This is a genomic window from Microbacterium hydrocarbonoxydans, assembly GCF_023715885.1.
Lineage (GTDB): Bacteria > Actinomycetota > Actinomycetes > Actinomycetales > Microbacteriaceae > Microbacterium > Microbacterium hydrocarbonoxydans_C.
Genome location: NZ_JAMBOY010000007.1, coordinates 119,524 through 144,077, shown reverse-complemented (window position 1 = coordinate 144,077; position 24,554 = coordinate 119,524). Strand labels below are relative to the sequence as shown.

Here is a 24,554-nt window from a genome sequence, read left to right as displayed (position 1 = left end):
GCCCCGGCTCACGGTGATTCCTTCGAAGCTACCCAGCGGATCCACGGATGCCAATCACCGATTCATCTCAATCGGGTATCGACTGACCGCGAATGAGGACTCAGCGACCGGAGGCGCGGCGTCGGGGCGCGGCGGCCTCGTGCGTGAGCTGCAGCGGGATTACGACCGGCTCGCCTCGGTGCTGCACGACCCGCACGAACAGGATGTCCACCAGCGCGAGCTGTGCGATGCGGCTCGACATCGCCGCCATGCGGAACGGCGACTCCTGCGCGTGGGTGAGCAGCACGACGTCGGCGGCGATGGCCAGCGACGAGTCCGAGACGCTCGTGATGGCGACGGTGAGAGCCCCCGCATCCCTGGCGACCTCGACGCCCCGAACGACCTCCTGCGTCTCTCCTCCGTGCGAGATCGCGACGACGACGTCGTCGGCGGTGCGGATCGAGGCCGCCGTGAGCGACAGGTGAGGGTCGGACGAGTGCGCGGCCGAACAGCCGATGCGGGAGAGCTTCTGCTGAAGGTCCTGGGCGGTGAGCGAAGACGACGCTTGGCCGAGGACCTCGATGTGCCGGGCGCCCACGATGGCCAGAGCCGCCCGGTCGAGGGCCGCGGCATCGAGTCCGCGCGCCGTCTTCTCGATCGCGTCGATCTCCTGTGCGGCGAGCTTGGCGGCGATCGCGGCCGGCTCGTCGTCGCGGTCGATCGCGGTCGTGTCGAGGCCGAACCGCGCCTGCTGCGCCTGCGCGAGCGTCACGGTGCGGGCGACCGCGACGCGCAGTTCGCGGTAGCCGCTGAAGCCCAGCGACTGCGCGAACCGCGCGACGGTCGACAGCGAGGTGCTGCAGAGCCGCGCGAGGTCGTTGATGGCGAGGTCGACGACGAGCGTGGGGTCGCCGAGTATCGTCTCCGCGACCCGTGCCTCGGCAGCACTCAGTCGGGGAACGGATCGGCGCACCAGCGCGAGAACGTCAGCGTCCACGGTGCCATCCTGCCTCAGACGGGGCGTTCTGCGCCCTCCGATGACGAAACCGGCGGAGCGGATGCGGTGCTCAGACGTGCCCGCGCCACCTCGGCGCCGACCCGGCTCGCTGCTCCGACCTCGACGACCGGGAGCGGAAGCGCCGCCTCCGGCGTGAGCCCGACGTTCACGACGACCGCATCCCGGTCCCGCCGCGCAGCCCTCTCGACGAGCTCGCGCTGGGCGCGGTCGGCGTCGGGCCTGTCGATGAGAAGCACGGTCCGCCCGTCCGCGGAGACGGCCGCGTCCAGAGCGGCATCCTGCTCCTCGACGGAGGTCCGGGCGACGTCCAGCCGCACCCGGTGGCCGCCGCCGGCCAACGCGGCCGCGACGTAGCCGGCCGCACTGTCGACCGCGAGGGAGGATCGCCGCCGTGCGTCGACGACGGACAGCGCCTCCGCCTCGCCCTCGGCGCCCGTGACGGCCCTGCCGACGATGCCGACCGCATCGAAGGGCACTGAGGGGTGCGGCGCGGCATCCCTCGCCTGCAGCGTCTGTGCGAGGCGAGCCACCCGTCGGGCGGCCTCTTCGACGCGCTCGTGAGACAGCGACCCGTCGCGCACTGCGGCGACGATGCCGTCGCGAGCCGCGTGGAAGTCGCGCTCGTCCTGGTCGGATGCCGCGGCGTCTCCTGGGTTGGTGGGGTTGCCGATGCAGAGCAGGTCGGCGCCGGCCGCGAGGGCACGGGCCGCTCCCCCGCCGAGCCCCACGGTCTCGCGGATGGCGGCCATGTCGAGGGCGTCGGTGACGATGACGCCCTCGAAGCCCCAGTCGCGCAGCATCCCGAGCACCCGCGGATTGAGCGTGGCCGGTTCGGCGCCCCACGCGGGAACCACGATGTGCGCGGTCATGATGCTGTCGACGCCGGCTTCGATCGCGGCGCGGAACGGAGCGAGGTGCACGCGCTCGAACTCCTCGATGTCGAGGGAGATCTCGGGGAGCGAGTGGTGCGAATCGAGGTGCGTGTCGCCGTGGCCCGGGAAGTGCTTGACGCACGCGGCCGCGCCTGCGGACTGGATGCCGTCGACCTCGGCCACGACGTGCCGCGAGACGAGCGCCTCGTCGCTGCCGAACGAACGAACGCCGATCACCGGGTTGCGCGGATCGGTGTTGACGTCGGCCACGGGACCGAGCACGACGTTGCCGCCGATCGCGGTGACCCGCCTGGCGAGCTCCGCACCGGTCGCCCTCGTCGCCTCGACGTCGTCGACGCGACCGAGCTGGGCGGCTCCAGGCAGGGTCGACCCGGTCGCCGACTCGAGACGGGTGACGCTGCCGCCCTCCTCGTCGATGCCGATCAGCGCCGCAGGATTCGCCGCGAGGATCGCATCGCTCAGCCCGGAGAGCCCGTCGCCGACGTTCTGTCCGAAGTACACGACTCCGGCGAGGCCGTCGCGCAGCTCGGCGAGCAGCCACTCCGGCGCCTCTGTTCCGAAGAATCCGGGCCAGAGCACGCCGTTCGCGAGGCGCTCGAGTTCGTCGGTCATCCCTTCACCGCTCCCGCGACCATGCCTGCCGACAGACGGCGCTGCACGATGACGAAGAAGATCATGACCGGCACCGTGATGATGGTCGACGCGGCCATGATGCTGCCCCAGTCGTTGGCGTACAGGCCGAAGAACGACTTGAGACCGATCGACACCGTGTACTGGTCGGTCTGCGCGCCGAGGATCGTCATCGCGAAGATGAACTCGTTCCACGCGGTGATGAAGCTGAAGATGCTGGTCGCGACGAGGCCCGGCATCACGAGCGGCAGCAGAATCGAGCGGAACATGCGCCACCAGCTCGCGCCGTCGATGTACGCGGCCTCCTCGAGCTCGACGGGCACCGCGGCGACGAAGCCGCGCAGCATCCAGATACCGAAGGCCAGCGAGAGCGCGACGTAGACGACCATCAGACCCAGGATGCTGTTGAGCAGCCCGAGGCTCTTGACCTGCAGGAAGAGGGGGATCACGAGCGCCTCGAGCGGCACCATCTGCACCACGAGGATCATCATGAGGATCGTCGTGCGGAACTTGAACTTGAACCGCGCGACCGCGACGGCGGCGAGCAGACACACGAGCGCGCTCACGAGCACGGTCACGAGCGCCACGATCGCCGAGTTGCGGAGGTAGGTGCCGAAGCCGCCCTCGGTCAGGACGAAGGCGAAGTTGTCGAAGCTGAACTCCTGCGGCAGCAGCGACTGACCTCCCGACGACGCCTTCTTGTCGAAGGCGCTGGAGACCATCCAGTAGACGGGGAACAGAGTGAAGATCAGGACGGCGGCGACGCCGATCCCGACGCCGATGCGCGAGCGGAGCCTGGGGCGCGGGTTCACAGCTCGTCCTCCTTCATGAGGGATCGGATGTAGACGATCGTGATGCCGATCAGCACGAGCGTGAGCAGCACGGCGAGCGCCGCGCCGAAGCCGTAGCGGTTCTGCCCGAAGGACTCCACGTACGACCAGACGCCGAGGTTGAGGACCTGCCTGTTGCCCCCGCCTCCGCCGGGCATGAGGTAGACCTGCGCGAAGACCTTGAAGTCCCAGATCGTCGACAGGATGATGACGACCGAGAAGACGGGCTTGAGAGTCGGGAAGATGATCTTCCAGAAGCGCGTCCAGGCGTTCGCGCCGTCCAGCGCCGCAGCCTCGAGCATCTCCTTGGAGACGCCGAGGAGGCCGGCGAGCACCGTGATCGCCACGAACGGGAAGCCGTGGTGCACGACGTTGAGGAGCACGATGCCGTAGAACGACCACTGGTTCGTGAACCAGTTCACAGCCCCGTCGATGAGGCCGAGGTTCTGCAGCACGGTGTTGAAGATGCCGCGGTCGGCGTCGAAGATGAAGGTCCAGACATACGTGCCGGTCACGGCGGGCATCGCCCACGCGACCATGATGCAGCTGGAGACGATGGTGCGCCACACCGGGCCGAGGCGAGCGAGCAGCAGGGCCACGAGCGTGCCGACGGCGACCGTGACGAAAACGGCGACGGCTGCGAAGCCGACGGTGTTCGGCAGCACCACCGTCCAGAGCGTCGGGTTGGTGAGCGCCTCGACGTAGTTCCCGAGGCCGATCCAGTTGCTCTCCCCCGTGTTGATCTCACGCAGACCGTAGTCCTGCAGTGAGTAGATGACCACCTGGACGAGCGGCCAGAGCATGAGCACCGCGAGGATGATCAGCCCGGGAGCGAGAAGGAGCCAGGGGCGAGCCGTGATCAGCGAGAGGCCTCGCTTCTTCGGCCGGCCGCCGGCCACGGGGGCGGAGCTGGACTCCGCCTCCGCGACCGGCAGTGGCGCGTGCACCATCGACATGGGGTGATATTGCCTAACTGTCTTACTGGTTGAGCAGCTCGGTCATCTCCGCAGCGGCATCCTTCGTCGCCGTGGCGACGTCCTTCTGCCCGCTGAGAATGGCCTGGATCATGGCGTTGGTGGTCTTCTTGGCCTGGACGGCACCGAAGTTCGGCGTCACCGGCACGGAAGCGCCTCCCTCGACCATCTGCTCCGCGAACGGAGCGACGAGCGGGTCGGTCGAGGCGAGGGCCTCTTCCATCGCCGACTGCACGCCGGGGAAGTAACCGGTCTCGTCCGCCCACTTCTCGGCGAACTCGCCCGTGGTCATGAGCTTGACGAACTGCCACGCGAGATCGGCGTTCTTCGTCGTGTTGAACACCGAGAGGTGCGATCCGCCGAGCACGGACGGAGCGATGCCGCCGTCCTCACCGGGGATCACGGCGGCGCCGATCTTGCCGTCGAGGTCGGGGGCGGCCTCGATGAGGGCCTTGGGGGTCCACGAGCCGGAGAGCATCATCGCGACATTGCCCTGCGTGAAGGCGTCGCGGAGGTCGGTCTCCTTCCAGGTGGTGGCACCCGCCGAGGAGAAGCCGTGCTCGGTCGCGAGTCCGGTGTAGAACTCGATTCCGGCCTGGGACTCCTTGCTGTCGAGCTCGCTGGTCCACTCGCCGCCGTCCTGCGTGGCGACCTCGCCACCGGCGCCCCAGACCCAGGGGTAGACCTGGAACTCGGCGTCACCCGGAACGGGGAACGGGAGCATGTCGGGCTTGGCGGCCTTGATGGCCTCACCGGCGGCGACGATGTCGTCCCACGTCTTCGGAGCCTCGAGACCGAGCTCCTCGAACACGTCGGTGCGGTAGACGAGCGAACGGACGCCGGCGTACCAGGGCATGCCGTACAGCTCGTCGTCGTAGGTGCCGGCGACCGCGAGGCCCTCCACGAGGTCGTCGCGCAGGCCCTTCTCGGCGTCGACGTACTCGTCGAGCGGCTCGAGAGCACCGGCGTCGGCGAACTCCGCGGTCCAGGTGGTGCCGGTCTCGGCGATGTCGGGGGTGGTGCCGCCGGCGATCGAGGTCACGAACCGGTCGTGGGCGTCCGCCCACTGGATCTCCTCGATGGTGACGGTCGCACCGGTCTCGTCCTCGAAAGCCTTGGAGACCTCGTCGTAGAAGGCGCTGGAGTCGGGGTTGGTGCCCTTCATGATCCAGACGGTGAGCTCCTGGCCCTCGCCGTCGACCGCTCCGCCGTTGTCGTCACCGGCTCCGCCGGCGCAGGCCGCCAGGCCCAGGGTGGCCACAGCGCCGAGCGCCACGACCGGAAGGATGCGCTTATGCATCAGGGATCTCCTCTTTGAACGTCCTGGCGGGCTCGGGTGCTGCCTACCACGTAGGAAAAAGTATTCACGACTAACTAATTCCCTGCAAGTTCCTCTCGGAAACGTCATGCACCCGTAACATCGCTCTTCGTCAGGCTCGCCGAGTAGGCTCTGCCGCATGTCAGGCGCCCTGGATGACACGAGAAGATCGACCGTCGCACGCCACGCGACCCTGCCGACGCCCACGGCTCTCTCATCCTTCCTGAAGATCCTGGGCATCTCGCTCAGCGTGCTTCTGGTATCGGCCATCGCCATCGGCGGCTTCGTCGCGGCCGACCTCCTCAACCGCACCGGCGACGGCGCCGTCGCCCTCGAGGACGGCGGCGACGCCGCTCCGCCGGCACTGGGCGCCTATCCGGACGACAAGGCGTTCAACATCCTCGTCGTCGGGACGGACGAGTGCGGCGAGATCACCACCCAGCTCCTCGGCGAGCGGTGCGAGGAGGCCGACGACGGCATCCGCAACGACGTCAATCTCCTCGTGCACGTGTCGGCCGCACCCCGAAACGTCACCGTGGTGTCGTTTCCGCGCGACCTGATGGTGCGCGTCCCCGAGTGCACGCGAGACGACGGCTCGACCGCCTCGTCGATGTCGAAGGCGCCGATGAACTCGCTGTTCGACCACGCCGGCATCTCGTGCATCGCGAAGACCATCACCGACCTCAGCGGCATTCCGATCGAGTTCGCCGCGAAGATCAGCTTCGACGGCGTGATCGAGATCACCGACGCGATCGGCGGCGTCGAGGTATGCGTCGCGGGCGACGGAATCCGCGACCCTCAGGCCGGCATCGACCTCCCCGTCGGCACCCACACGGTCTCGGGCGCGGACGCTCTCGCGTTCATACGCACCCGCCACGGCGTCGGCGACGAGAGCGACCTCGCCCGCATCTCCAATCAGCAGCAGTACATGTCGCGACTGGCGAAGAAGATCCTCAGCGCCGAGACGCTCACCGATCCGTCGACCGTGCTGCGGCTCGCGAACACCGTCGCCGACAACATCGTTCCGAGCCAGTCGCTGAACAACCCGCTGACGCTCAGTCAGCTCGCCCTCGCGCTCAAGGACGTGCGGTTCTCGGACTTCGTGTTCGTGCAGTACCCCAATCTCGACGACCCCGACAACCCGGGCATCAAAGTCGTGCCGGACGAGCGGGCGGCAGAGCCCCTGTGGGCGGCTCTCGCGGCGGGCGAGCCGGTCTCGCTGTCGGGCGACGTGGCGACGAATCAGAGCGTCGAACTCGTCGAGCCGACGGAGCCGGCGCCGACCGAGGAAGCGCCGGCCACAGCCGCGCCCACCGAGGCTCCGCGTGCGACGCTCCCTCCCGAGATCTCCGGGCAGAGCGTCGACCAGGAGACGTGCTCGGTGGGCAACCAGTCCCGCTGACCGACGCGAACGAGCGCGTAGTCTCGGAGCATGGGCAGGACGAGAGCGCGCGACACCGAGCATCCGCAGACCCGCCTCGACCACGGCGGCATCGCCCGCATCATCCCGTCCGACTTCACGAGCGGCTTCGAGCTCATCGTCGACGACACCCCGCAGTCGCACGTCGATCTCGACGACCCCACGCACCTGCACTTCGAGTACATCGTGCGGATGGGCGCGGTGATCGACCAGCTGCCCGAGGGACCTCTCACCGCGCTGCATCTCGGGGCGGGCGCGCTCACCATCCCCCGCTATGTGGCGGCCACCCGGCCGGGCTCCAGGCAGCAGGTCATCGAATGGGAGGCACCGCTCGCCGCTCTCGTGAAGGAGCATCTTCCGCTGCCCCGCGATGCCGCGGTCCGGGTGCGCATCGGCGACGCCAGGGAGGGTATCGGCCGCCTGCCCGCCGCACTGCAGGGGTCGTGCGACCTCGTCGTCTCGGACGTCTACTCGGGCGCGCAGACTCCGGCCCACCTCACGAGCGTCGAGTTCTACCGCGAGCTGCGTGCCCTGCTCGCGCCCACCGGTGTGCTGCTCGTGAACGTCGCCGACGGCCCCGGTCTCGCGTTCGCGCGCAGGCAGGTCGCCACGATCGCCGAGGTGCTGCCCGAGATCGGCATCCTCGCCGACACCCAGGTGCTGAAGGGTCGCCGTTTCGGCAACCTCGTCATCGCGGCATCCGCCTCCCCCCTGCCGACGGAATGGCTGCCGCGCATGCTGGCAGCAGGACCGCACCCGGCGAAGATCGCGCAGGGCGCTGAGGTGTCGTCGTTCATCCAGGGCGCGCGCGTCGTGACGGACGCGGATGCCGTGGCCTCGCCGCGTCCGGACGCCTCGCTCTTCCTGCGCTGAGCATCGACCGATCGATCGGATGCGGCGACTCGGGGCGTGCCGCCCCGGCTGGGGCTCCGACGGAGGGCACACTGGTCGGGGGATGCTGCGAGAGGAGAGCAATGAGTTTCATCCGTGGATACGACCACGAGAGTCTTCGCGAACTGGTCGATCTCGATGAATGCGCGGCACGCCTGGAGGAGATCTCGGACCAGCGCAGCCTGCCCGCTCTGCTGGAGCGGGTGTGGCTGTTGAAGGTGCTGAACCGCCTCGACGATGCGCTCGCCGTCGCCGACGAGACCGTGCGCCAGGCCCGTATGGCCGGCACGCGGAAGGACGTGCTCCGCGCGCGCGTGCTGCACGCGACCGTGCTGCAGCATCGCCGAGCCCACGCCGCTGCCGAGCAGGAGCTGGCGACATGCGCGACCGAGGCGGAGGGTCAGCGGTGGCTGTCGATCGCGGCGTTCGCGTACCACCACCACGGCCGCAACGCCTACGAGGCCGGCGACTACGACACGGCGCGGGAGAGCTTCAAGCAGTCGCTCTTCCTGCGTCGCGAGGCCGGTGCCGACGACCGCGAGCTCGAGACCGTGCTGCTCGCGATCGAGGCGGCCGAGCGCCGTCGCTCATCGGAACTGCTCGCGGGCTGACCCTGCTCGACGTCTCGACGGACGGATGCCGCGCGGCGGCGTCCGTGTGGATGCCGCCGCGATGTCGGCGGCATGGCTTAGCCTGAGCGCATGGCGGAACTTGAGCGGGTGCGCGTCTGGGGCGAAGCACTCATCTCGATGCACCTCGACGACAGCTGGTCGTTCGGGTTCGACCACGCGAAGCGCCGCGCGGGCCAGTGCGACTACTCGAAGAAGCGCATCACGGTGTCGCGGTATCTGGCTGCCCGGTTCGACGACGACGAGATCCATCAGGTGCTGCTGCACGAGGTCGCCCATGCGCTCGCCGGGCACGCCGCCGCGCACGGACCGGTGTGGAAGCGGGTGGCGCGCGACCTCGGCTACGTCGGCGGCACGACTCACCACGGCGAGACCGCCGTCGAGCTCGCTCCGTGGGTCGGCCGATGCCCGGCCGGACACGTGACGTACCGCCACCGGCGGCCATCGCGCGCGACGTCGTGCGCCCGCTGCTCACGCACCTTCGACGCGCGGCACCTCTTCGCCTGGACCCGTCGCGAGATCACCGCCGACACCCGGCTCGCGGCGCAGATGTCTCGCTGAGCCCGCCAGAGCCAGTCTGCGGAGAGCGCTCAGTCGCGACGAGGATCGCGATCGTGCTCCGCGGGGCCATCGTCCGACGCCGCCGGCTGTGATGCACCGGTGTCCTCGTCCGACGCAGAATCCGTGTGCTCGGTCGCGCCGTCGAGCGAATCGTCGTCACCGGCGGGAGCATGGGCCGCCCGCGCACTCGACCGACGTCGGAGCAGCGCTGCCACAGCGCGCCACCCGACCAGCAGCACCCCGAGGACCAGTGTCGCGACGATGATGAACGCGACCTGTGCCGTATCGCCGGAGACGACGCGCAGAAGCACGCCGCCCACAACAGTCACGACCCACACGACCGCGCCCCACGCCAGTGACCACGGCCGCCGCGGGCGACCCGGCAGCAGTGCCGCCGTGAGATGCCCGAGCAGCAGGGCCACGAGGAACGGCCAGGCCGTGACGAGGAAGCCCGCGGCATCCTCCTGGTGAGACGCTCGCCCGATCACGGCGAAGACGAGCACGAAGACGGCGTCGAGGACGAAGGCGGGGACGAACCTCATGCCACGACCCTACGACCAGGTCGGCGGATCGCTCGCGAGACTCACGCGAAGGCGAGGAACACCCCGTCGCGCAGCACCGGGACCGCGTCGATCGCGTCGAGCTCGGCAGCCTCCGTCGCGGTGGTCGGCCTCAATCCCGCAGCCGTCATGCGGTCGGTGGCGGGTACGCCGACCGCGATCTCCCGTGCCGAACCGCTCGCGCTGAGCATGTGGCGCAGCGCGCGGCGAAGGGCTCGGAACCCTTCGGCCGCGACCGCGGCATCCGGGGCGGTGTGGTCGATGCCCAGATCGGTGAGGGCGGCGATGACCGCACCCGCACCGAGGTGGTCCTCCACGGCGAAGCGGAGTCCTCCCGTGCTGTCGAGCTCGCCCGCCGCGATCACGGCGACCGAAGTGCGGGCCTGCCGTCGCTCCTGCTCGACGGCGATCGCCCGCGCGACGGCACCCGCGTTGCGCACACTGCCGAGGAGGACCGTCGCCCTTTCCGCTGCAGCGGCCACAGCCGCGCCGTTGCGCGACCACTCCCCCGCGTCGGCGAGCGACACGGTCGCGCCGGCGGCGACGGCATCCGCCACCGTCGACGAGAAGCGCAGCACGTCGACCACCACGACGACGTCGGCCGGGGCCAGCCGGCCGAGTCCCTCGACGCCCCAATCGAGGCGCACCTGATACGTGGACTGGTCGAAGGGAGTCGGCATCCGTCCAGCCTAGAGCGCGACGTCACCCTCGCGCCGCGTCGGGGACGAGGGTGACGGAAGATGACGCTCAGTCGGCGGCGAGCGCCTCGACCGGGGCGACCCGCGTCGCGAGCCTGGTCGGCGCGGCTGCCGCGACGAGGGTCAGCACCGCCGTCGCGACGACGATGATGACGACCGGGAGCCACGGCACGTGCGGTGCGACGAGCCCGGCCGGAGCGAAGTCGGGGTAGGTCGGCACGGAGCCGAGCAGCGACTGTGCGGCGATCCAGCCGTAGACCACACCCAGCACCAGGCCGGTGAGGGTCGCGGCGACCGTGATGTGCGTCGCCTCGAGCAGCACCATGCGGCGCACCTGGCGGTTCGACAGCCCGATCGACCGCAGCAGCCCCAGCTCACGGCGCCGCTGCACGACGCCGATCGTCAGCAGGTTGACGAGACCCACTGCGGCGATCACCGCCGACACCGCGACGAGCACCATCATGACGCCGGCGAACGCGTCGTAGGGGGCGAAGAACTCCGGCGGCACCTCACCGCCCGACTGGCCGATCATCATCTGCTTGACCGATTCCAGGGCGACGGCGAACAACGTGACGAGCGTGACCCCCATGACCACGCCGATCGTCATGCGCGAGGACCGCTCGGGGTAACGGAGCGCGTTCTCGGCTGCGAGCCGCGCTGTGGCGCTCGACCCGAACATCCGGCCGACCAGTCGCAGCACGGGCGGCATGAACAGGACGGACCCGGTCGCGAGCCCCGTGAACGACAGGACTCCGCCGAAGAACGCCACGACGACGCCCAACGGGTGCAGCAGCCCGAGACCGACGCCGGCCGCGAGCAGGATGGCCCCCGTGACGAGCAGGATCCATGCGCCGACGTGGCGGCTGGGACGCGAGACCTCATCGTGCGTGCGCTCGACCGACCCGCCGATCGCCTGCAGCGGGGTGACGGTCAGCACGCGGCGCGAACCTGCCCACGCCGCGGCCCAGGTGGTGAGCGCGACGCCGACGACCGGAAGCGCGACGAACGGTTGGGCGAGCGTGAAGCTCTCGGGCGAGGTGCCGATCAGCTCCGATCCGATCTGCACGCCCACGGCGGCGAGCCCGATGCCCGCGGCGAGGCCGAGCAGCGCGCCGATCACGCCGACGATGAGCCCCTGCCTCCCGACCTCCGTGCGCTGAGATCGCGCCGAGGCGCCGATCAGACGCATGAGGGCGATCTGGCGCGTTCGTCCCGCGATGATCGTTGAGAACGTGTTGGCGGTGACGATCGCCGCGACGTACATCGCGACCCCCGTGAGCAGGACGGAGAGGATGCCGACGACGAGAGCGAGACTCTCGCTGTCGCCGATGAACGGGTCGGCCTGCAGCACCGCTCCGAGATAGGCCGTCGTCTCGACGAGCACGACGCCGAACCCGGCTGAAAGCGCGGCGACGAGGACGCTCGCGCCCATGCCGCGGTCGCGGAGCCAGGCGAGGCGCGGTGCCGTGGCAGCCGTCTCAGGGACGATCGTGTTCGTCAGCGGCGTGGCCACCGCGGTCATGCCGTCACCTCGGCGGCGAGCATGTAGGCCGAGATCTCCTCGGCGCTCTGACGGGGATGGTCGGCGACGATGCGGCCGTCGCCGAGGAAGAGCACGCGATCGGCGTAGCTCGCGGCGATCGCATCGTGGGTGACCATCGCGATCGACTGCCCGTGCTCGCGGCTCGCGGCGGCGAGCAGCTGCAGCACCTCGCGACCCGTCTGCGAGTCCAGGTTTCCGGTGGGCTCGTCGGCGAAGACGAGGTCGGGGGCGGTGGCGAGAGCACGAGCGATGGCGACGCGCTGCTGCTGGCCGCCCGACAGCTGATGCGGACGGTGGTTCAGTCGGGATCCGAGCCCGAGGGTCTCGACGAGCCCGTCGATGCGCGCCTTCTCGATCGCGCTCGGTCGGCGGCCGTCGAGCTCGAACGGCAGCAGGATGTTCCCCATCGCCGTGAGCGTCGGGACGAGATTGAAGGCCTGGAAGATGAAGCCGACGCGACGGCGGCGCAGGACGGTGAGGTCGAGGTCTCCGAGGCCGGTGATGTCGGTGTCGCCGATCCAGACGCGTCCGTCGGTCGGGGTGTCGAGTCCGGCCATGATGTGCATGAGCGTCGACTTGCCGGATCCGGACGGACCCATGATCGCGGTGAACTGACCGCGGCGGATCCCGACGCTGACATCGTCGAGGGCACGGACCGTGCCCTCTCCCGAGCCATACGTCTTCGTGAGGTGCTGGACGCGGGCTGCGAGCCCGAGGTCGGTGGTCGTGATCTCCATGTCATCGACGCTATTTCCGGGGCAGTCCTCGGCACGTCGCCCCGGCGACGCATCCTCGTACATCGCAAGGATGATCCCCTCTCAGCCGAGCCACCCCTCTCTGTGCGACCCACCCCTTTCTGGACAGTCCGCAGACGGGTGGCTCGCGCCGTAAGGGGTGGCTCGCGCCGAGGGAGAAGGGTGGCGCGCGCCAATAGAGCGATCAGGCGAGGCCGTGCTCGAACGCGAAGACGACGAGCTGCACCCGGTCGCGCAGCGCCAGCTTGGTCAGGATGCGGCTGATGTGGGTCTTCACCGTCGCCTCGCTGAGATACTCGCGCGCCGCGATCTCGGAGTTCGACAAGCCGCGCGCGGCCAAGGCGAAGATCTCCTGCTCCCTGTCGGTCAGGGCAGCGAACTGCGGGGGGACGGGCTTGGGCGCCTCGGCGAAGTGCTGGAAGAGCTCGCGCGTCGCGGATGCCGCGATCACGCTCGACCCGGAGTGCACCGTGCGGATCGCGGCGAGCAGGAACTCGGGGTCGGCATCCTTCAGCAGGAAGCCGCTGGCACCCTGTCGGATCGCGCGCGCCGCGGCTTCGTCGAGATCGAACGTCGTGAGCATGACGATGCGCGGCGAATCAGGCTGCGCGAGGATCTCGGCGGTGGCGGCGAGGCCGTCCATGACCGGCATCCTGATGTCCATCAGCACGACATCCGGGCGCACCGAGCGGACGAGCTCGATGGCCTCCTGCCCGTTGCCCGCTTCGCCGACGACGTCGAGGTCGGGCTGCGAGGCGATGAGCATCCGGATGCCGGCGCGGAACAGCGCCTGGTCATCGACGAGTACGACCCTGATCATGCACCTTCTCCGATCGGGAGCGTCGCGCGCACGACGAACTGCGCGCCCTCCCGCTCCGCCTGAAGGCTACCGCCCACGAGCTGCGCCCGCTCGCGCATGCCGATCACACCGTGCCCGCCGCTCGGCTGCGACGACCCGGAACCGACCGTGTTGCGCACCTGGATCTCGACCCGATCGGGCAGCCAGGCGAGGTGCACGTCGACGGCACCGTCGCCGTGTCGGATGGCGTTCGTCAGGGCTTCCTGCAGGATGCGGTAGACCGCGAGCTGGATCGCTCCCGGCGGCTCGCCGGGCGGTGTCGGGTCGACCGTGATGCGCGGCTCGATGCCCGCCTGGCGTACCTGCGCGAACAGCGTCTCGAGGTCGGCGAGCGTCGGCTGCGGACCGTCGCCCTGCCGGTGGCGCAGCTGCGTGAGCAGCAGACGCACGTCGCTGAGCGCTCCCCGGGCGGTCTGTGCGATGGTCCCGAGCGCCTCCGTGGCCATCTCGGGCTTCGCCGCGGCGGCGTACCGCGCTCCGTCGGCCTGGGCGATGACGACCGCGAGCGAGTGCGCGACGATGTCGTGCATGTCGCGCGCGATGCGCACGCGCTCCTGCTCCTCGGCGGCGAGCGACTCGGCCTGCAGCTGAGCCGTGCGGGTGCGGCGAGCGCGCAGCACCACGCGCCACAGCAGACCGCAGACCCAGGCGAACCCGAGAGCGAGGATCGAGAGCACCAGGAGAAGCGAACCGGCGGTGATCTGGTCCCACCCGCTCCCGGAGCCGAAGGCGACGCCGTTGACGATCACCATGAACGTCGCCGCGACGAACCCGCCGAACAACGCGGATCCGAAGCCCCACCAGAGCACGGCGCGCGACCCCCAGGCAGAGGTCGCGTAGAGCACCAGCAGGATGCCGACGTCGATGGGCAGCGGGCCGAGTCCCGCGAACATCTGCAGCACAGCACCGAGCCACGCCGCGATGAGCGCCAGCGCGGGAGAGAGACGGCCGATCGCGACACCGCCGAAGATGAGCAGGCCGGCGCCGACGACGGCGGCGGCCGCCGCGCCCTGCACCGCCACGCTGCCCGTCACCGGGCCGTAGAAGGCCACCGAGATCGGCGTGAACACGAGGAACAGCAGCGCCGCGCCCACGATGTCGAGGGTCAGCGCTGTGCGCGAGAGCGGGCGGATCACCCCTCAACGCTACGCGGGGCGTGATGCCGACGGCATCCGCCTGCAGATGTATCCCCGCCCCCTCAGGCGCGCGCGATGATCTCGCCGTGCGGAACGAGATACCACCCGTCGCTGTCAGCGGCCCAGCGCTTCCACGCCTCGCTGATCTGCTCGAGGTCGTCCGACGTGGCCATGCCCGACGCGACGAGTTGCCGCGCGAGCGCGGACTCGCGGATGCGATCGGCCCACATCCCGCCCCACCACGCGCGCTGCTCGGGGGTGGCGTAGCACCAGGTGGATGCCGTCGCCTCGACCTCGTCGAATCCGGCGGCGCGGGCCCAGGCGAGCAGTCGTCGTCCGGCATCCGGCTCTCCTCCGTTGGCTCGCGCCGCGCGACGGTACAGGTCGAGCCAGCGGTCGAGTTCCGGCAGCACGGGGAACGACAGGAATCCTGCATAGTCGGCGTCTCGGGCGGCGACGATGCCGCCGGGAGCCGTGACGCGGCGCATCTCGCGGAGCGCCTGCACCGGGTCGCCCACGTGCTGCAGCACCTGGTGCGCGTGCACGATGTCGAACGAGTCGTCCGCGAAGCTCAGACGGTGCACGTCTTCGACGGAGAAGTCGAGGTTCCCGAGGCCTCGATCGGCGGCCAGTTCTCTCGAAAGCGACAGTGCCGACTCGTCGATCTCGGTCGCCGTCACATGCCCGACGACCGTCGCGAAGTCGACCGTGATGCTGCCCGGCCCCGCACCCACGTCGAGCAGGCGGACGCCGTCGTGCAGATGCGGGCGGAGATACGCCGCGGAGTTCGCGATGTCGCGGACGTTGTGCGAACGGAGAACGGACTCGTGATGCCCGTGCGTGTAGGTGGCCATGCTCCAGTGTGTCAGGAGCGCGCGTGACGGTCCGATGCAGGCCGCAGCGCTCAGCGCAGCTCGGCGACCGCTCGGCGGATCGCTTCGCGGTCGGGCTTACCCGAAGCGAGCACCTGCAACTCGTCGACGAGGATCAGCCGGGTCGGTCGCGCGTGCTTGCCGAGCTCGTCGGCGACGACGTCGCGGGCGTGCGCGAGCTGTTCGGCCTCGCTTCGCCGCAGCGCCTCGCCGCGCGCTGCGACGATGACCGACGCCTCGCCCCACCGCTCGTCGTCGACCGCGACGACCACCGCGCCGGCAAGACCGGGCACACCGCGGACGATCCGCTCGACGCGATCGAGGGAGACGTTGATCCCACCCGACACGATCACGTTGTCCGCACGCCCGTGCACCCGCACCACGCGGTCCTCGACGAGGCCGAGGTCGCCGGTGCGATACCAGCGGATGCCGTGCTCGTCGCGCACGAAGTTCCTGGCCGTCAGAGCGCCGTCACCGATGTAGCCGTCGGCGAGCATGGGTCCGGCGATGCGCAGTTCGCCGTCGACCGCGCGCACGAGAGCGCCGTCGAGCGGGACGCCGTCGTACACGCACCCACCGCTCGTCTCGGTCGAGCCGTACGTGCGCACGAGCCGGACGCCGAGGTCGGCGGCACGCTCCCGCAGCGGCTCCGGAAGCGCCTGGCCTCCCACGAGGATCGCACGGTACGCGCGGAGCGCCGCGAGAACGGAGGCGTCAGCGGCGGCATCGAGCAAGGTCGACAGCTGGACCGGGACGAGCGAGGTGTACAGCTCGGGCACCTCCCCTCCCGCCGCAGGACGCAGCATCGACAGCGTGGCCTCCGCGAAGGACTCCGGGGAGAACCGGCCCGACAGAGCGACCGGCTCGGTGCCCGCGAGGTATGACCGCACGAGCACCTGCAGTCCGGCGACGTAGCCGGCGGGGAGCGCGAGCAGCCAGCGTCCGGCGCCCAGACGCACGGCCGTCGCCTCGGCGCTCGCCCGCAGCGCCTCCCCGCTCAGGGCGACCCGCTTCGGGACGCCGCTCGACCCCGACGTCGCGATCACGACGGCGGTACCCTGCGGCACCCAGTCCGGCGCGTCGGCGAGCATGCCGAATCCGAGCGCCGGTCCGCCGTCCATCGCCCGGACGAGCGCGTCGCGCAGCAGCGCCGGATCGTCGGCATCCATCGGGATCAGCGCGACCATGACCGTGCCCTCAGCGCCTCAGTAGTGCCAGGGGAACGACGACCAGTCGGCATCCCGCTTCTCGAGGAACGAGTCGCGGCCCTCGACGGCCTCATCGGTGCCGTAGGCGAGACGCGTGGCCTCACCGGCGAAGACCTGCTGCCCGACCAGGCCATCGTCGACCGCGTTGAACGCGAACTTCAGCATGCGGATCGCGGTGGGCGACTTCGTCAGCACGGTGCGGGCCATCGACAGTGCCTCGCGCTCGAGGTCGTCGTGTGGGACGACCCGGTTCACCGCGCCCGCCTCGTAGGCCCGCTGCGCCGAGTACTCCTCGGCGAGGAAGAACACCTCCCGGGCGAACTTCTGCCCGGTCTGTCGCGCCATGTAGGCGGAGCCGTACCCGGCGTCGAAGCTGCCGACATCGGCATCCGTCTGCTTGAACCGCGCCTGCTCGGCCGAGGCGATCGTGAGGTCGCAGACGACGTGCAGAGAGTGCCCTCCGCCGGCCGCCCACCCCGGGACGACCGCGATGACGACCTTCGGCATGAACCGGATGAGTCGCTGCACCTCGAGGATGTGCAGCCGCCCGGCGCGAGCGGGATCGGCCACCTCGGTCGCGGACTCGGAGTACTTGTAGCCGTCCCGTCCGCGGATGCGCTGGTCGCCGCCCGAGCAGAACGCCCAGCCGCCGTCCTTCGGGCTCGGACCGTTGCCGGTGAGCAGCACGGCACCGATCCGCGGGTCCTGACGGGCGATGTCGAGCGCGCGATACAGCTCGTCGACCGTGTGCGGACGGAACGCGTTGCGCACCTCGGGGCGGTTGAAGGCGATGCGGGCGACGCCGCCGTCGTGCGTGACGTGGGCGGTGATGTCGGTGTAGTCCTCGGCGCCGGGCGCGAGCACCCATTCGTCGGGGTCGAACAGGTCGGAGACGAATGCGCTGGTCACGGCATCCAGCCTATTCCCGCGCGCCCCCGCTCACGAGCGGCGAGCGCGCAGCGCCTTTATCCAGCCGTCGACGATGTCCCACAGGCCGCTGCCGACGATCACTACGCCGAGGATGACGGAGAGGATGCGGAGCACTCCGCCCTGCGCGGCCGCTCCCGCGTCGGCCTGCGCCATCTCCGCCGCGTGCTCCACGGCGAGATACTGCAGGAATCCAGGATTGACCAGGTCGCCCGAGACGAGCAGATACATCGCCGGGACGACGAAGGCCACCGCGAGGATCGTGTTCACGACCGCCGCGGCGACCGTCCACCGGCGCTGCCGCCAGATGACGACGGCCAGAGCCGCCTCGGCGAGCAGAAGAACCAGAAGCACCGTCATGCCGACCGGCCAGAGCGAGGGATTGAGGATCGGCACCGGCACGCCGTCGTCGCGGACGAATCCCCGCAGCGCATCCCACAGGATCGCCCCGGCCGCGAGCACCAGGAAGATGAGCGAGCCGATGACCTCGCTGCGCCCCGCGCCCTGATCGGTGAGCTCCGGCAGCTGATCGACGGTCCACGTCGCCCCGGTGTCGGTCGCTGTGCGCTCCAGCACCGCGAAGACGAGCGTGGTCCAGAAGCCGACGTGCACGATCGACATGATGATCGCGACCACCACTGCGCCGATCGTCTCGCCGATGGCCGCGAACTCGAGGATCTTCGCGAGGGCGACGCCGATGGCCGCGAACGTCGGCACGATCCAGAGCAGGATCTTGAGCAGTCGCCACCACGTCAGGTAGTACTTGGGTCCGATGAGGTGGAGCGGACGATCGGCATAGCCCGCCGCGAGGATGCCCGGGTCGCCGAGATCGGTGAGCACGGCGCGCTCGGCGTCGGGAAGATCCTCGCCCTGCTCGCGTCTCGCCTCGATCGCATCGGCGATGGATGCTTCGAGCTCGGCGCGCACGTCGTCCTGAGACTCCGGGCGCAGGCTGCGGACGGTGGCGCTGATGTAGCGCTCGGTGAGAGTGGCGGTACTGGTACTGGGCATGTCAGTTCTCCTCTGCGGTGAGAGAGGCGATGGCCGCGGTGAGCACGCGCCATTCGTCGGTGAGGGTGTCGGCGAGCCGGATACCGGCCTCCGAGGTGCGGTAGAACTTGCGGGGTCGGGCCTCGTCGGTGTTCCACTCGCTCGTGAGGTACCCCTGCTTCTCGAGGCGACGCAGCAGCGGGTAGAGCGTGTTCGCGTCGGTGGCGAACCCGCGGGCGTCGAGCTGCTCGAGCAGGCCGTAGCCGTACCCCGCGACGCGCAGCAGCTGCAGACACGCCAGCACGACCGTGCCGCGCCGCAACTCCTGCAGGTGGGTGTCGAGCGTCTCGTTCATGTTGAATACAGTACTGTGTGGCACACACTACCGTCAAGCACACATGCATGTGTCTCGTCCGCCGATGACAGCAGTCGCCCGGCGCCGAGACACCCCTCTGTGCGCGAGCCACCCCGTTCGCGGCACGCCTGAAGGGGGTGGCTCGCATCAAGAGGGGTGGCTCGCGCGGAGGTCGCTTCGCTACGGGCCGCGACCCAGCAGAATGGGCACATGATCCCGCCGCTCGCAGACCTGCTCGACTCCACCCGGGTCGTCGCCCTTCCGATGCACACCCGCTTCCGCGGAGTCGACACCCGCGAGGCGCTGCTCTTCGAGGGTTCGCAGGGGTGGGCGGAGTTCTCGCCTTTCGTCGAGTACGACGACGCGGAGGCGGCCACCTGGCTCGCAGCGGCGATCGACTTCGCCTGGCAGGTCCAGCCCACGGCGGTGCGCGACAGCATCCGCGTGAACGCGACCGTGCCTGCGGTCGACGCGGCGAACGTGCCCGACGTGCTCGCCCGCTTCGCCGGATGCCGGACCGCCAAGGTCAAGGTCGCCGAACCCGGCCAGTCGCTCGCCGACGACGTCGCCCGAGTCCGTGCGGTGCGCGAGATCATGGGGCCGGAGGGCCGCATCCGCGTCGATGCGAACGGGCTGTGGAACGTCGACGAGGCCGAGCATGCCGTGCACGCTCTCGCGGAGTTCGACCTCGAGTACGTCGAGCAGCCCTGCGCGACGGTGCCCGAGCTCGCCGAGCTGCGGACGCGTGTGAAGTACATGGGCATTCCGGTCGCGGCCGACGAGAGCGTGCGGAAGTCCTCCGATCCGCTTGCGGTCGCACGCGCCGAGGCGGCCGATCTGCTCATCGTCAAGGCCCAGCCGCTCGGTGGCATCACCCACGCACTGCAGATCATCACGGCAGCGGGGCTCCCCGTCGTCGTCTCCAGTGCCCTGGATACGGCGATCGGCCTGTCGCAGGGCGCCGCGCTCGCCGCCGCCCTGCCCGCGCTCGACTACGACTGCGGCCTCGGCACAGCATCCCTGTTCTTCGACGACGTCGCCGACCGCCGCCCCGCAGACGGCGCCATCCCCGCGGAGCGCGCGGTCGCCGACCCCGCCGCGCTGACACGCCTCGCCGCTGCGCCGGAGCGACGCGACTGGTGGCTCGACCGGCTACGCCGCTGCTACGAGGTGCTCGAATCGCGACGCTGACCGGGGCTGTGGCGGAAACCGACGACGTCGACCGATATGTCATCCGGTCGGTCGCACACGCGTCACTATGACGTCACCCGGCCCGACTCATCCGTACGCTCGGGGTATGCGACGACCGTTCATGAACACCTCTGAGCAGCTCGCCTCGCTCGACGGGCAGCAGTACCTCGTGCTGCGTCCGAGCGGTCCCGTGGCCGAGCTGTACGAGCGGGAGCAGGATGCCGCGCTGCAGCGCGCCGACGTTCGTCATCCGTATACGGGGCACGTGACCCTGCGCGGGTTCTACGAACCGCAGCGGCGGGAGGAGCTCGCCTCGCTCGTGCGGGAATGGGCGGCCGTGCAACCCCCGATCGATGTCACCGTCGAGGCGGTCGACGTCTTCCCCGCACCCTGGCAGATCCTGATCCTGCGGCTCGCGCGCAGCGCGACTCTCGTCTCGGCGTATGCGAGCCTGACGCGGGCCCTGGACGCCACCGACTTCCGACGGCTCGGCGAGTTGAGCCTCGAGGAGTGGACGTTCCACCTGTCGGCCCTCTACGGCAAGACCCTCGAGCCGCGGGAGTGGGACGCCCTCGAGGCGGCGTCCGTGCGCGAGTTGGCCGACCGACCGACGGAGACGATCGACGAGATCGAACTCGTCTCCTACGACAGCGGAGCCGAGTATGCCGAGGTCATCCGTCTCGGGGACTGACCCTCGAGAACCCGGGTCAGCTCAGGCCCGAGTAGGCGTGCAGGCCCTTGAAGAAGACGTTGACGATCGTGAAGTTGAAGATCACGGCCGAGAAGCCGACGATCGACAGCCATGCCGAGGGGTTGCCCCGCCAGCCGCGGGTCGCGCGGGCGTGGATGTAGCCGGCGTAGAGCACCCAGATCACGAACGTCCAGGTCTCCTTGACGTCGAAGCCCCAGAAGCGGCTCCACGCGTAGTACGCCCAGATCGAGCCGGCGATGAGGGTGAAGGTCCAGAGGATGAAGCCGATGATCGTGAACCGGTACGCCATGCTCTCGAGGCGCTCCGATCCGGGGAAGGTACGCAGGAATCCGGGGCCGGTCTTCTCCGCACCCTCCGAGATCAGACGCTCGCGACGCGACTGCATCAGCTGGATCACCGAGAGCGCGAACGACAGGGCGAAGAACGCCGTGCCCAGCGAGGCCACGAACACGTGGATGACGAGCCACACGCTCTTCAGCGGGTCCATGAGGGGCGAGACCTCGACGTAGAAGTTCGTCGCGGCGAGCCCCAGCAGGATCACGACCAGACCGGTCATGAACGTGCCGAGGAAGCGCAGGTCGACGCGGGTCAGCACGACGAGGAAGACGGCGACGATCAGCAGCGTGCCCATCATCGCGAACTCGTAGAGGTTCGCCCACGGCACACGTCCGGCGGCGAAGCCGCGGGTGAGGGTGGCAGCGAGGTGGAAGACGAACGCGAGCACCGTGAGCGAGGTCCCGATGCGCGCCATGACGAATCGCTTCGGAGCAGGGTCGGACCCGGATGCCGCAGCGCCGCCCTTCGCGGCTGCTCCGCCCCGCGTCGCGGCGGAGGCACCCACGAGCTCGAACTCCCGCACGCTCGCCGCGTCGGCGGAGAGCTGCGAGCGTCGCGCGAGGTCGAAGGCATAGGCCACGAAGGCCGCCGCATAGATCGCGATCGCCGTCCATAGAAGGACGGGAGAGATCACTTCGAGATCGAGCATGGTGTCAGTCTACTTTCGGGGTGTCGGATGCGGGCCGGTCGGGTTCGGCGTCCGCGGCAGAGGTGCCTGATTCACCGGCGGCCGTCACGCGGGCGGAGCGGGACGGAACGCGCTGCTCGTCATGCGACGCCTCTGCCTCGGCATCCGCCTCCGCAACAGCCGTCGTGACCCCCGCCGCGTCGAGCAGTCGTGCGTGCCCGGCGACGAGATCGTCGACGGCGGATGCGAGCGTCGGATCCTCGCCGCGCGCCAGCCCGGCGTACTCCAGCGACACGGCGCCCTCGACCGGCGTGGCCTTGACCCACACGCGGCGGCGCGGCACGAACAGCGCCAGCATGAGGCCGCCGAGCGCGAGGAGCGCGAATCCGAGCACCCACGGCCCCGAGGCGTCGCGGTGGATCTGCAGCGACGCGAAGCGCTTGACCGACTGCGACGCGTCCGTCGCTCCGGCGGGTGACTCGTCGTCGAACGTGACCGTCCCCAGGCCGTTCGGCAGGTCGGCGGTCTCGCCGGGTGCGAGCTCGATCGAGTCGAGATCAGTGCCGCGGCCGGTGACCTTGGTCATGCCCTCGGTGTCGAGCACGTACACCGACCGGGGGACGCCCTCGTTGATGCCAAGGTCGCCCGAGTACACGTCGAGGGTGAGCGTCGGGTTCGTGAGGTCAGGATAGGCGGAGAAGAATGCGCCCGTATCGAGCACGCCGGTGGTCGGGTAGAAGAACCCGACGAGGCCGATCTGCTCGGCCAGACCGTCGGGGATCTTGATGACTCCGAGCGAGGTCATGTTGTTGTCCTGCGGCAGGAACGGCGTGCTGTTCGTGAAGACGACATCGCCGTCGGCGTCGCGCACCGTGATCGTCGGCGCGTAGCCGTTGCCGAGCAGGAAGACGTTGTCGTCGGCGACCGCGAGCGGCTCGTTCACCTTGACGGCGCCCGTGCGCTCGTCATCGTTCTCCAGCACCGTCATGTTGGCTGAGAAGTCACCGGCCTGTCCCGAGCCTGCTTCACCGAATGGCTGATAGGTCACGTCGAATGAGTCGAGCCGCATCGAATAGGGCGCGAGGGCGCCGTCGCTCACGAAGCGCCCGCGGTTCATCGAGTCGTAGTCGAGCAGCGTGTTCGCGAAGGTCTCCCCCTCGACGAGCACCCGCTGACCCGTGTAAGCGAAACCGCCGCCGACGCCGATCGTCACGAGCACGCCGACCAGGGCGAGGTGGAAGAGCAGGTTGCCGGTCTCGCGCCAGTACCCGCGCTCCGCCGACACCGATGACGACCGCTTGTCGTCGTAGCGCTCGACGCGGTAGCCGAGGGCCTTGAGCTGCTTCTGCGCGACGTCGACGGTCGCGGACGCGTCGGCCGCGGCATCCGTCGAGGTGCGCTCGACCGTGCGGAAGTCGGCGAGCCGCTTCAGACGCGCCGGGGTGCGAGGCGGCCGGGCGCGCAGCGCCTTCGCGTGGTGCTTGATGCGCGGGATCACGCAGCCGACCAGAGACGTGAACAGCAGCAGGTAGATCGCCGAGAACCACGGCGAGAGGTAGACGTCGAACATCTTCAGCCCATCGAGGATGGGGAAGAGATCGGGGTTGTCGCGCTGCCACTGCGTCACGCCGTTCGGGTCGGCCATGCGCTGCGGGAAGATCGATCCGGGGATCGCGGCGATCGCCAGCACGAGCAGCAGGATGAGCGCCGTGCGCATCGAGGTCAGCTGGCGCCAGCCCCAGCGCAGCCAGCCCACGAATCCCAGGCGGGGCTGCGTGATCGACTCGTCGCCGTCGATGTGGTCGGACGGGCGGAGCGGATCGCTGGTGGTGTCGCGAGACGTGGTCTTCACGGAATCCTTCCGTCGCGGCGTCTTCTGGTCAGAGCGGGAGGAAGACACTGCTCATCACCGCCTGGAGTCGGGACATGATGTCGGTCCACAGCCCGGTCACCATCAGCACGCCGAGCAGGATCAGCAGCACGCCGCCGATGATGTTCACGACGCGGATGTGCCGGCGCAGGAAGCCGATGGTCTTGGTCGCCCAGCCGAACCCGAGGGCGACGAGCAGGAACGGGATGCCGAGTCCCAGCGAGTACGCGAGACCGAGGAACCCGGCGCGCACCGGATCTCCGGCATTGAAGGAGAGCGCGAAGATCGCCGTGAGCGTGGGGCCGAGGCACGGCGCCCACCCGATGCCCAACGCGATGCCGAGCAGCGGTGCGCCGATCACGCCGTACTTCGAGTCGACATGGAGGCGGAGCTCGCGCTGGGCGAATCCGAACAGGCCGAGGAACACGAGTCCCATGAGGATCACGACGGCGCCCAGGATGCGGGTGACGAGGTCGCCCCAGCGGATCAGGAAGACGTTCGCGGCGCCGCCGAGTGCGGTGAGGGCGACGAACACGACGCTGAAGCCGAGGATGAACAGCAGCACGCCGAGGACGAGTCGGCCGCGACCCGGGGCGACCTGCTGCGCACCGCTCACGGGGCGGGGCGACACGGCGCCCCCGAGGAAACCGAGGTAACCAGGCACGAGCGGAAGCACGCACGGCGACAGGAAAGAGATGAGCCCCGCGAGCATCGCCACGGGGATCGCCAACCAGAGTGCGCCCGAGTTGATGATGACTTCGGGGCTCACGG

Annotated in this window: 25 protein-coding genes; 6 read left to right on the top strand and 19 right to left on the bottom strand. The window is 69.7% G+C overall.

Features of this window, described 5'->3' with window-relative positions; translation table 11 throughout:
- Positions 1 to 100: 100 nt before the first annotated feature.
- The 5 genes from M3195_RS16215 to M3195_RS16195 are packed head-to-tail and all read right to left on the bottom strand — an operon-like array spanning position 101 to position 5,624.
- Positions 101 to 976 (bottom strand): MurR/RpiR family transcriptional regulator, encoded by an 876-nt coding sequence (locus tag M3195_RS16215; protein ID WP_251589091.1) that lies wholly within the window; start codon positions 974 to 976, stop codon positions 101 to 103.
- A 14-nt stretch (positions 977 to 990) separates the two neighbouring features.
- A complete protein-coding gene (locus M3195_RS16210) occupies positions 991 to 2,502 on the bottom strand; it encodes a glycoside hydrolase family 3 protein (protein WP_251589090.1) in 1,512 nt (503 codons plus the stop codon).
- Positions 2,499 to 3,332, bottom strand: coding sequence for a carbohydrate ABC transporter permease (locus tag M3195_RS16205; RefSeq protein ID WP_251589089.1), 834 nt, complete (start codon positions 3,330 to 3,332; stop codon positions 2,499 to 2,501). Before M3195_RS16205 ends, M3195_RS16210 begins: the two co-directional genes overlap by 4 nt.
- Positions 3,329 to 4,306 (bottom strand): carbohydrate ABC transporter permease, encoded by a 978-nt coding sequence (locus tag M3195_RS16200; protein WP_251589088.1) that lies wholly within the window; start codon positions 4,304 to 4,306, stop codon positions 3,329 to 3,331. The genes M3195_RS16205 and M3195_RS16200 overlap by 4 nt, the downstream gene beginning before the upstream one ends.
- A gap of 22 nt (positions 4,307 to 4,328) precedes the next feature.
- On the bottom strand, positions 4,329 to 5,624 hold the full coding sequence (locus M3195_RS16195) for a sugar ABC transporter substrate-binding protein (protein ID WP_096713420.1): 1,296 nt from the start codon (positions 5,622 to 5,624) through the stop codon (positions 4,329 to 4,331).
- Between the two features lie 157 nt (positions 5,625 to 5,781).
- Here M3195_RS16195 and M3195_RS16190 point away from each other — a divergent pair, with 157 nt between their 5' ends.
- From M3195_RS16190 to M3195_RS16175, 4 genes are all read left to right on the top strand, one after another.
- On the top strand, positions 5,782 to 7,044 hold the full coding sequence (locus M3195_RS16190; RefSeq protein WP_251589086.1) for an LCP family protein: 1,263 nt from the start codon (positions 5,782 to 5,784) through the stop codon (positions 7,042 to 7,044).
- A gap of 30 nt (positions 7,045 to 7,074) precedes the next feature.
- Positions 7,075 to 7,935: a spermidine synthase gene (locus tag M3195_RS16185; protein ID WP_251589084.1), complete on the top strand. Its 861-nt coding sequence runs from the start codon at positions 7,075 to 7,077 to the stop codon at positions 7,933 to 7,935.
- A gap of 101 nt (positions 7,936 to 8,036) precedes the next feature.
- Positions 8,037 to 8,564, top strand: a complete 528-nt coding sequence (locus M3195_RS16180) for a hypothetical protein (RefSeq protein ID WP_251589082.1) — start codon at positions 8,037 to 8,039, stop codon at positions 8,562 to 8,564.
- A gap of 90 nt (positions 8,565 to 8,654) precedes the next feature.
- On the top strand, positions 8,655 to 9,143 hold the full coding sequence (locus tag M3195_RS16175; RefSeq protein WP_251589080.1) for a SprT-like domain-containing protein: 489 nt from the start codon (positions 8,655 to 8,657) through the stop codon (positions 9,141 to 9,143).
- Between the two features lie 29 nt (positions 9,144 to 9,172).
- On the opposite strand, the gene M3195_RS16170 is transcribed toward M3195_RS16175, so the two are convergent.
- The 11 genes from M3195_RS16170 to M3195_RS16120 form a co-directional block, all read right to left on the bottom strand.
- Complete coding sequence (locus tag M3195_RS16170) at positions 9,173 to 9,685, bottom strand: DUF3054 domain-containing protein (protein WP_251589078.1); 513 nt, start codon at positions 9,683 to 9,685, stop codon at positions 9,173 to 9,175.
- Positions 9,686 to 9,726: 41 nt separating this feature from the next.
- The gene (locus M3195_RS16165) at positions 9,727 to 10,383 is read right to left on the bottom strand and encodes a 2-phosphosulfolactate phosphatase (RefSeq protein ID WP_251589076.1); all 657 of its coding nucleotides are present in this window, start codon (positions 10,381 to 10,383) and stop codon (positions 9,727 to 9,729) included.
- Between the two features lie 67 nt (positions 10,384 to 10,450).
- On the bottom strand, positions 10,451 to 11,923 hold the full coding sequence (locus tag M3195_RS16160; RefSeq protein WP_251589075.1) for an ABC transporter permease: 1,473 nt from the start codon (positions 11,921 to 11,923) through the stop codon (positions 10,451 to 10,453).
- Entirely contained in the window at positions 11,920 to 12,681 is a 762-nt protein-coding gene (locus tag M3195_RS16155) for an ABC transporter ATP-binding protein (RefSeq protein WP_251589074.1), read from the bottom strand. Before M3195_RS16155 ends, M3195_RS16160 begins: the two co-directional genes overlap by 4 nt.
- Before the next feature lie 202 nt (positions 12,682 to 12,883).
- Positions 12,884 to 13,519 carry a response regulator gene (locus M3195_RS16150; RefSeq protein WP_251589073.1) on the bottom strand — a complete coding sequence of 212 codons (636 nt, stop codon included), beginning with the start codon at positions 13,517 to 13,519 and terminating at the stop codon, positions 12,884 to 12,886.
- Entirely contained in the window at positions 13,516 to 14,694 is a 1,179-nt protein-coding gene (locus M3195_RS16145) for a sensor histidine kinase (RefSeq protein ID WP_251589072.1), read from the bottom strand. Before M3195_RS16145 ends, M3195_RS16150 begins: the two co-directional genes overlap by 4 nt.
- Before the next feature lie 62 nt (positions 14,695 to 14,756).
- Complete coding sequence (locus M3195_RS16140) at positions 14,757 to 15,548, bottom strand: class I SAM-dependent methyltransferase (RefSeq protein WP_251589071.1); 792 nt, start codon at positions 15,546 to 15,548, stop codon at positions 14,757 to 14,759.
- Between the two features lie 50 nt (positions 15,549 to 15,598).
- Positions 15,599 to 16,753, bottom strand: coding sequence for an AMP-binding protein (locus tag M3195_RS16135; RefSeq protein WP_251589070.1), 1,155 nt, complete (start codon positions 16,751 to 16,753; stop codon positions 15,599 to 15,601).
- 18 nt (positions 16,754 to 16,771) lie between these two features.
- The gene (locus M3195_RS16130) at positions 16,772 to 17,683 is read right to left on the bottom strand and encodes a 1,4-dihydroxy-2-naphthoyl-CoA synthase (protein WP_251589069.1); all 912 of its coding nucleotides are present in this window, start codon (positions 17,681 to 17,683) and stop codon (positions 16,772 to 16,774) included.
- A gap of 30 nt (positions 17,684 to 17,713) precedes the next feature.
- Complete coding sequence (locus tag M3195_RS16125) at positions 17,714 to 18,712, bottom strand: permease prefix domain 1-containing protein (protein ID WP_251589067.1); 999 nt, start codon at positions 18,710 to 18,712, stop codon at positions 17,714 to 17,716.
- Position 18,713: 1 nt separating this feature from the next.
- Positions 18,714 to 19,046, bottom strand: coding sequence for a PadR family transcriptional regulator (locus tag M3195_RS16120; RefSeq protein ID WP_251589066.1), 333 nt, complete (start codon positions 19,044 to 19,046; stop codon positions 18,714 to 18,716).
- Between the two features lie 210 nt (positions 19,047 to 19,256).
- On the opposite strand from M3195_RS16120, the gene M3195_RS16115 reads away from it, so the two are divergent.
- Complete coding sequence (locus tag M3195_RS16115) at positions 19,257 to 20,237, top strand: o-succinylbenzoate synthase (protein ID WP_251589065.1); 981 nt, start codon at positions 19,257 to 19,259, stop codon at positions 20,235 to 20,237.
- A gap of 121 nt (positions 20,238 to 20,358) precedes the next feature.
- On the top strand, positions 20,359 to 20,928 hold the full coding sequence (locus M3195_RS16110) for a 2'-5' RNA ligase family protein (protein WP_251589064.1): 570 nt from the start codon (positions 20,359 to 20,361) through the stop codon (positions 20,926 to 20,928).
- A gap of 16 nt (positions 20,929 to 20,944) precedes the next feature.
- On the opposite strand, the gene ccsB is transcribed toward M3195_RS16110, so the two are convergent.
- The 3 genes from ccsB to M3195_RS16095 are packed head-to-tail and all read right to left on the bottom strand — an operon-like array spanning position 20,945 to position 24,552.
- Positions 20,945 to 21,934, bottom strand: a complete 990-nt coding sequence (ccsB, locus tag M3195_RS16105) for a c-type cytochrome biogenesis protein CcsB (protein ID WP_251589063.1) — start codon at positions 21,932 to 21,934, stop codon at positions 20,945 to 20,947.
- Between the two features lie 4 nt (positions 21,935 to 21,938).
- A complete protein-coding gene (gene resB / locus M3195_RS16100) occupies positions 21,939 to 23,765 on the bottom strand; it encodes a cytochrome c biogenesis protein ResB (protein ID WP_251589062.1) in 1,827 nt (608 codons plus the stop codon).
- A gap of 28 nt (positions 23,766 to 23,793) precedes the next feature.
- Positions 23,794 to 24,552: a cytochrome c biogenesis CcdA family protein gene (locus M3195_RS16095; protein WP_251589061.1), complete on the bottom strand. Its 759-nt coding sequence runs from the start codon at positions 24,550 to 24,552 to the stop codon at positions 23,794 to 23,796.
- Between the last annotated feature and the right edge of the window lie 2 nt (positions 24,553 to 24,554).

Coding starts and splice junctions, on each gene's coding strand:
- M3195_RS16135 (WP_251589070.1), bottom strand. CDS start 16,753: ATGGTCGCGCTGATCCCGATGGATGCCGACGATCCGGCGCTGCTGCGC.
- M3195_RS16165 (WP_251589076.1), bottom strand. CDS start 10,383: ATGCCGACTCCCTTCGACCAGTCCACGTATCAGGTGCGCCTCGATTGG.
- M3195_RS16140 (WP_251589071.1), bottom strand. CDS start 15,548: ATGGCCACCTACACGCACGGGCATCACGAGTCCGTTCTCCGTTCGCAC.
- M3195_RS16175 (WP_251589080.1), top strand. CDS start 8,655: ATGGCGGAACTTGAGCGGGTGCGCGTCTGGGGCGAAGCACTCATCTCG.
- M3195_RS16185 (WP_251589084.1), top strand. CDS start 7,075: ATGGGCAGGACGAGAGCGCGCGACACCGAGCATCCGCAGACCCGCCTC.
- M3195_RS16190 (WP_251589086.1), top strand. CDS start 5,782: ATGTCAGGCGCCCTGGATGACACGAGAAGATCGACCGTCGCACGCCAC.
- M3195_RS16160 (WP_251589075.1), bottom strand. CDS start 11,923: ATGACCGCGGTGGCCACGCCGCTGACGAACACGATCGTCCCTGAGACG.
- M3195_RS16200 (WP_251589088.1), bottom strand. CDS start 4,306: ATGTCGATGGTGCACGCGCCACTGCCGGTCGCGGAGGCGGAGTCCAGC.
- M3195_RS16110 (WP_251589064.1), top strand. CDS start 20,359: ATGAACACCTCTGAGCAGCTCGCCTCGCTCGACGGGCAGCAGTACCTC.
- M3195_RS16120 (WP_251589066.1), bottom strand. CDS start 19,046: ATGAACGAGACGCTCGACACCCACCTGCAGGAGTTGCGGCGCGGCACG.
- M3195_RS16170 (WP_251589078.1), bottom strand. CDS start 9,685: ATGAGGTTCGTCCCCGCCTTCGTCCTCGACGCCGTCTTCGTGCTCGTC.
- M3195_RS16150 (WP_251589073.1), bottom strand. CDS start 13,519: ATGATCAGGGTCGTACTCGTCGATGACCAGGCGCTGTTCCGCGCCGGC.
- M3195_RS16125 (WP_251589067.1), bottom strand. CDS start 18,712: ATGCCCAGTACCAGTACCGCCACTCTCACCGAGCGCTACATCAGCGCC.
- M3195_RS16210 (WP_251589090.1), bottom strand. CDS start 2,502: ATGACCGACGAACTCGAGCGCCTCGCGAACGGCGTGCTCTGGCCCGGA.
- M3195_RS16115 (WP_251589065.1), top strand. CDS start 19,257: ATGATCCCGCCGCTCGCAGACCTGCTCGACTCCACCCGGGTCGTCGCC.
- M3195_RS16155 (WP_251589074.1), bottom strand. CDS start 12,681: ATGGAGATCACGACCACCGACCTCGGGCTCGCAGCCCGCGTCCAGCAC.
- ccsB (WP_251589063.1), bottom strand. CDS start 21,934: ATGCTCGATCTCGAAGTGATCTCTCCCGTCCTTCTATGGACGGCGATC.
- M3195_RS16180 (WP_251589082.1), top strand. CDS start 8,037: ATGAGTTTCATCCGTGGATACGACCACGAGAGTCTTCGCGAACTGGTC.
- M3195_RS16195 (WP_096713420.1), bottom strand. CDS start 5,624: ATGCATAAGCGCATCCTTCCGGTCGTGGCGCTCGGCGCTGTGGCCACC.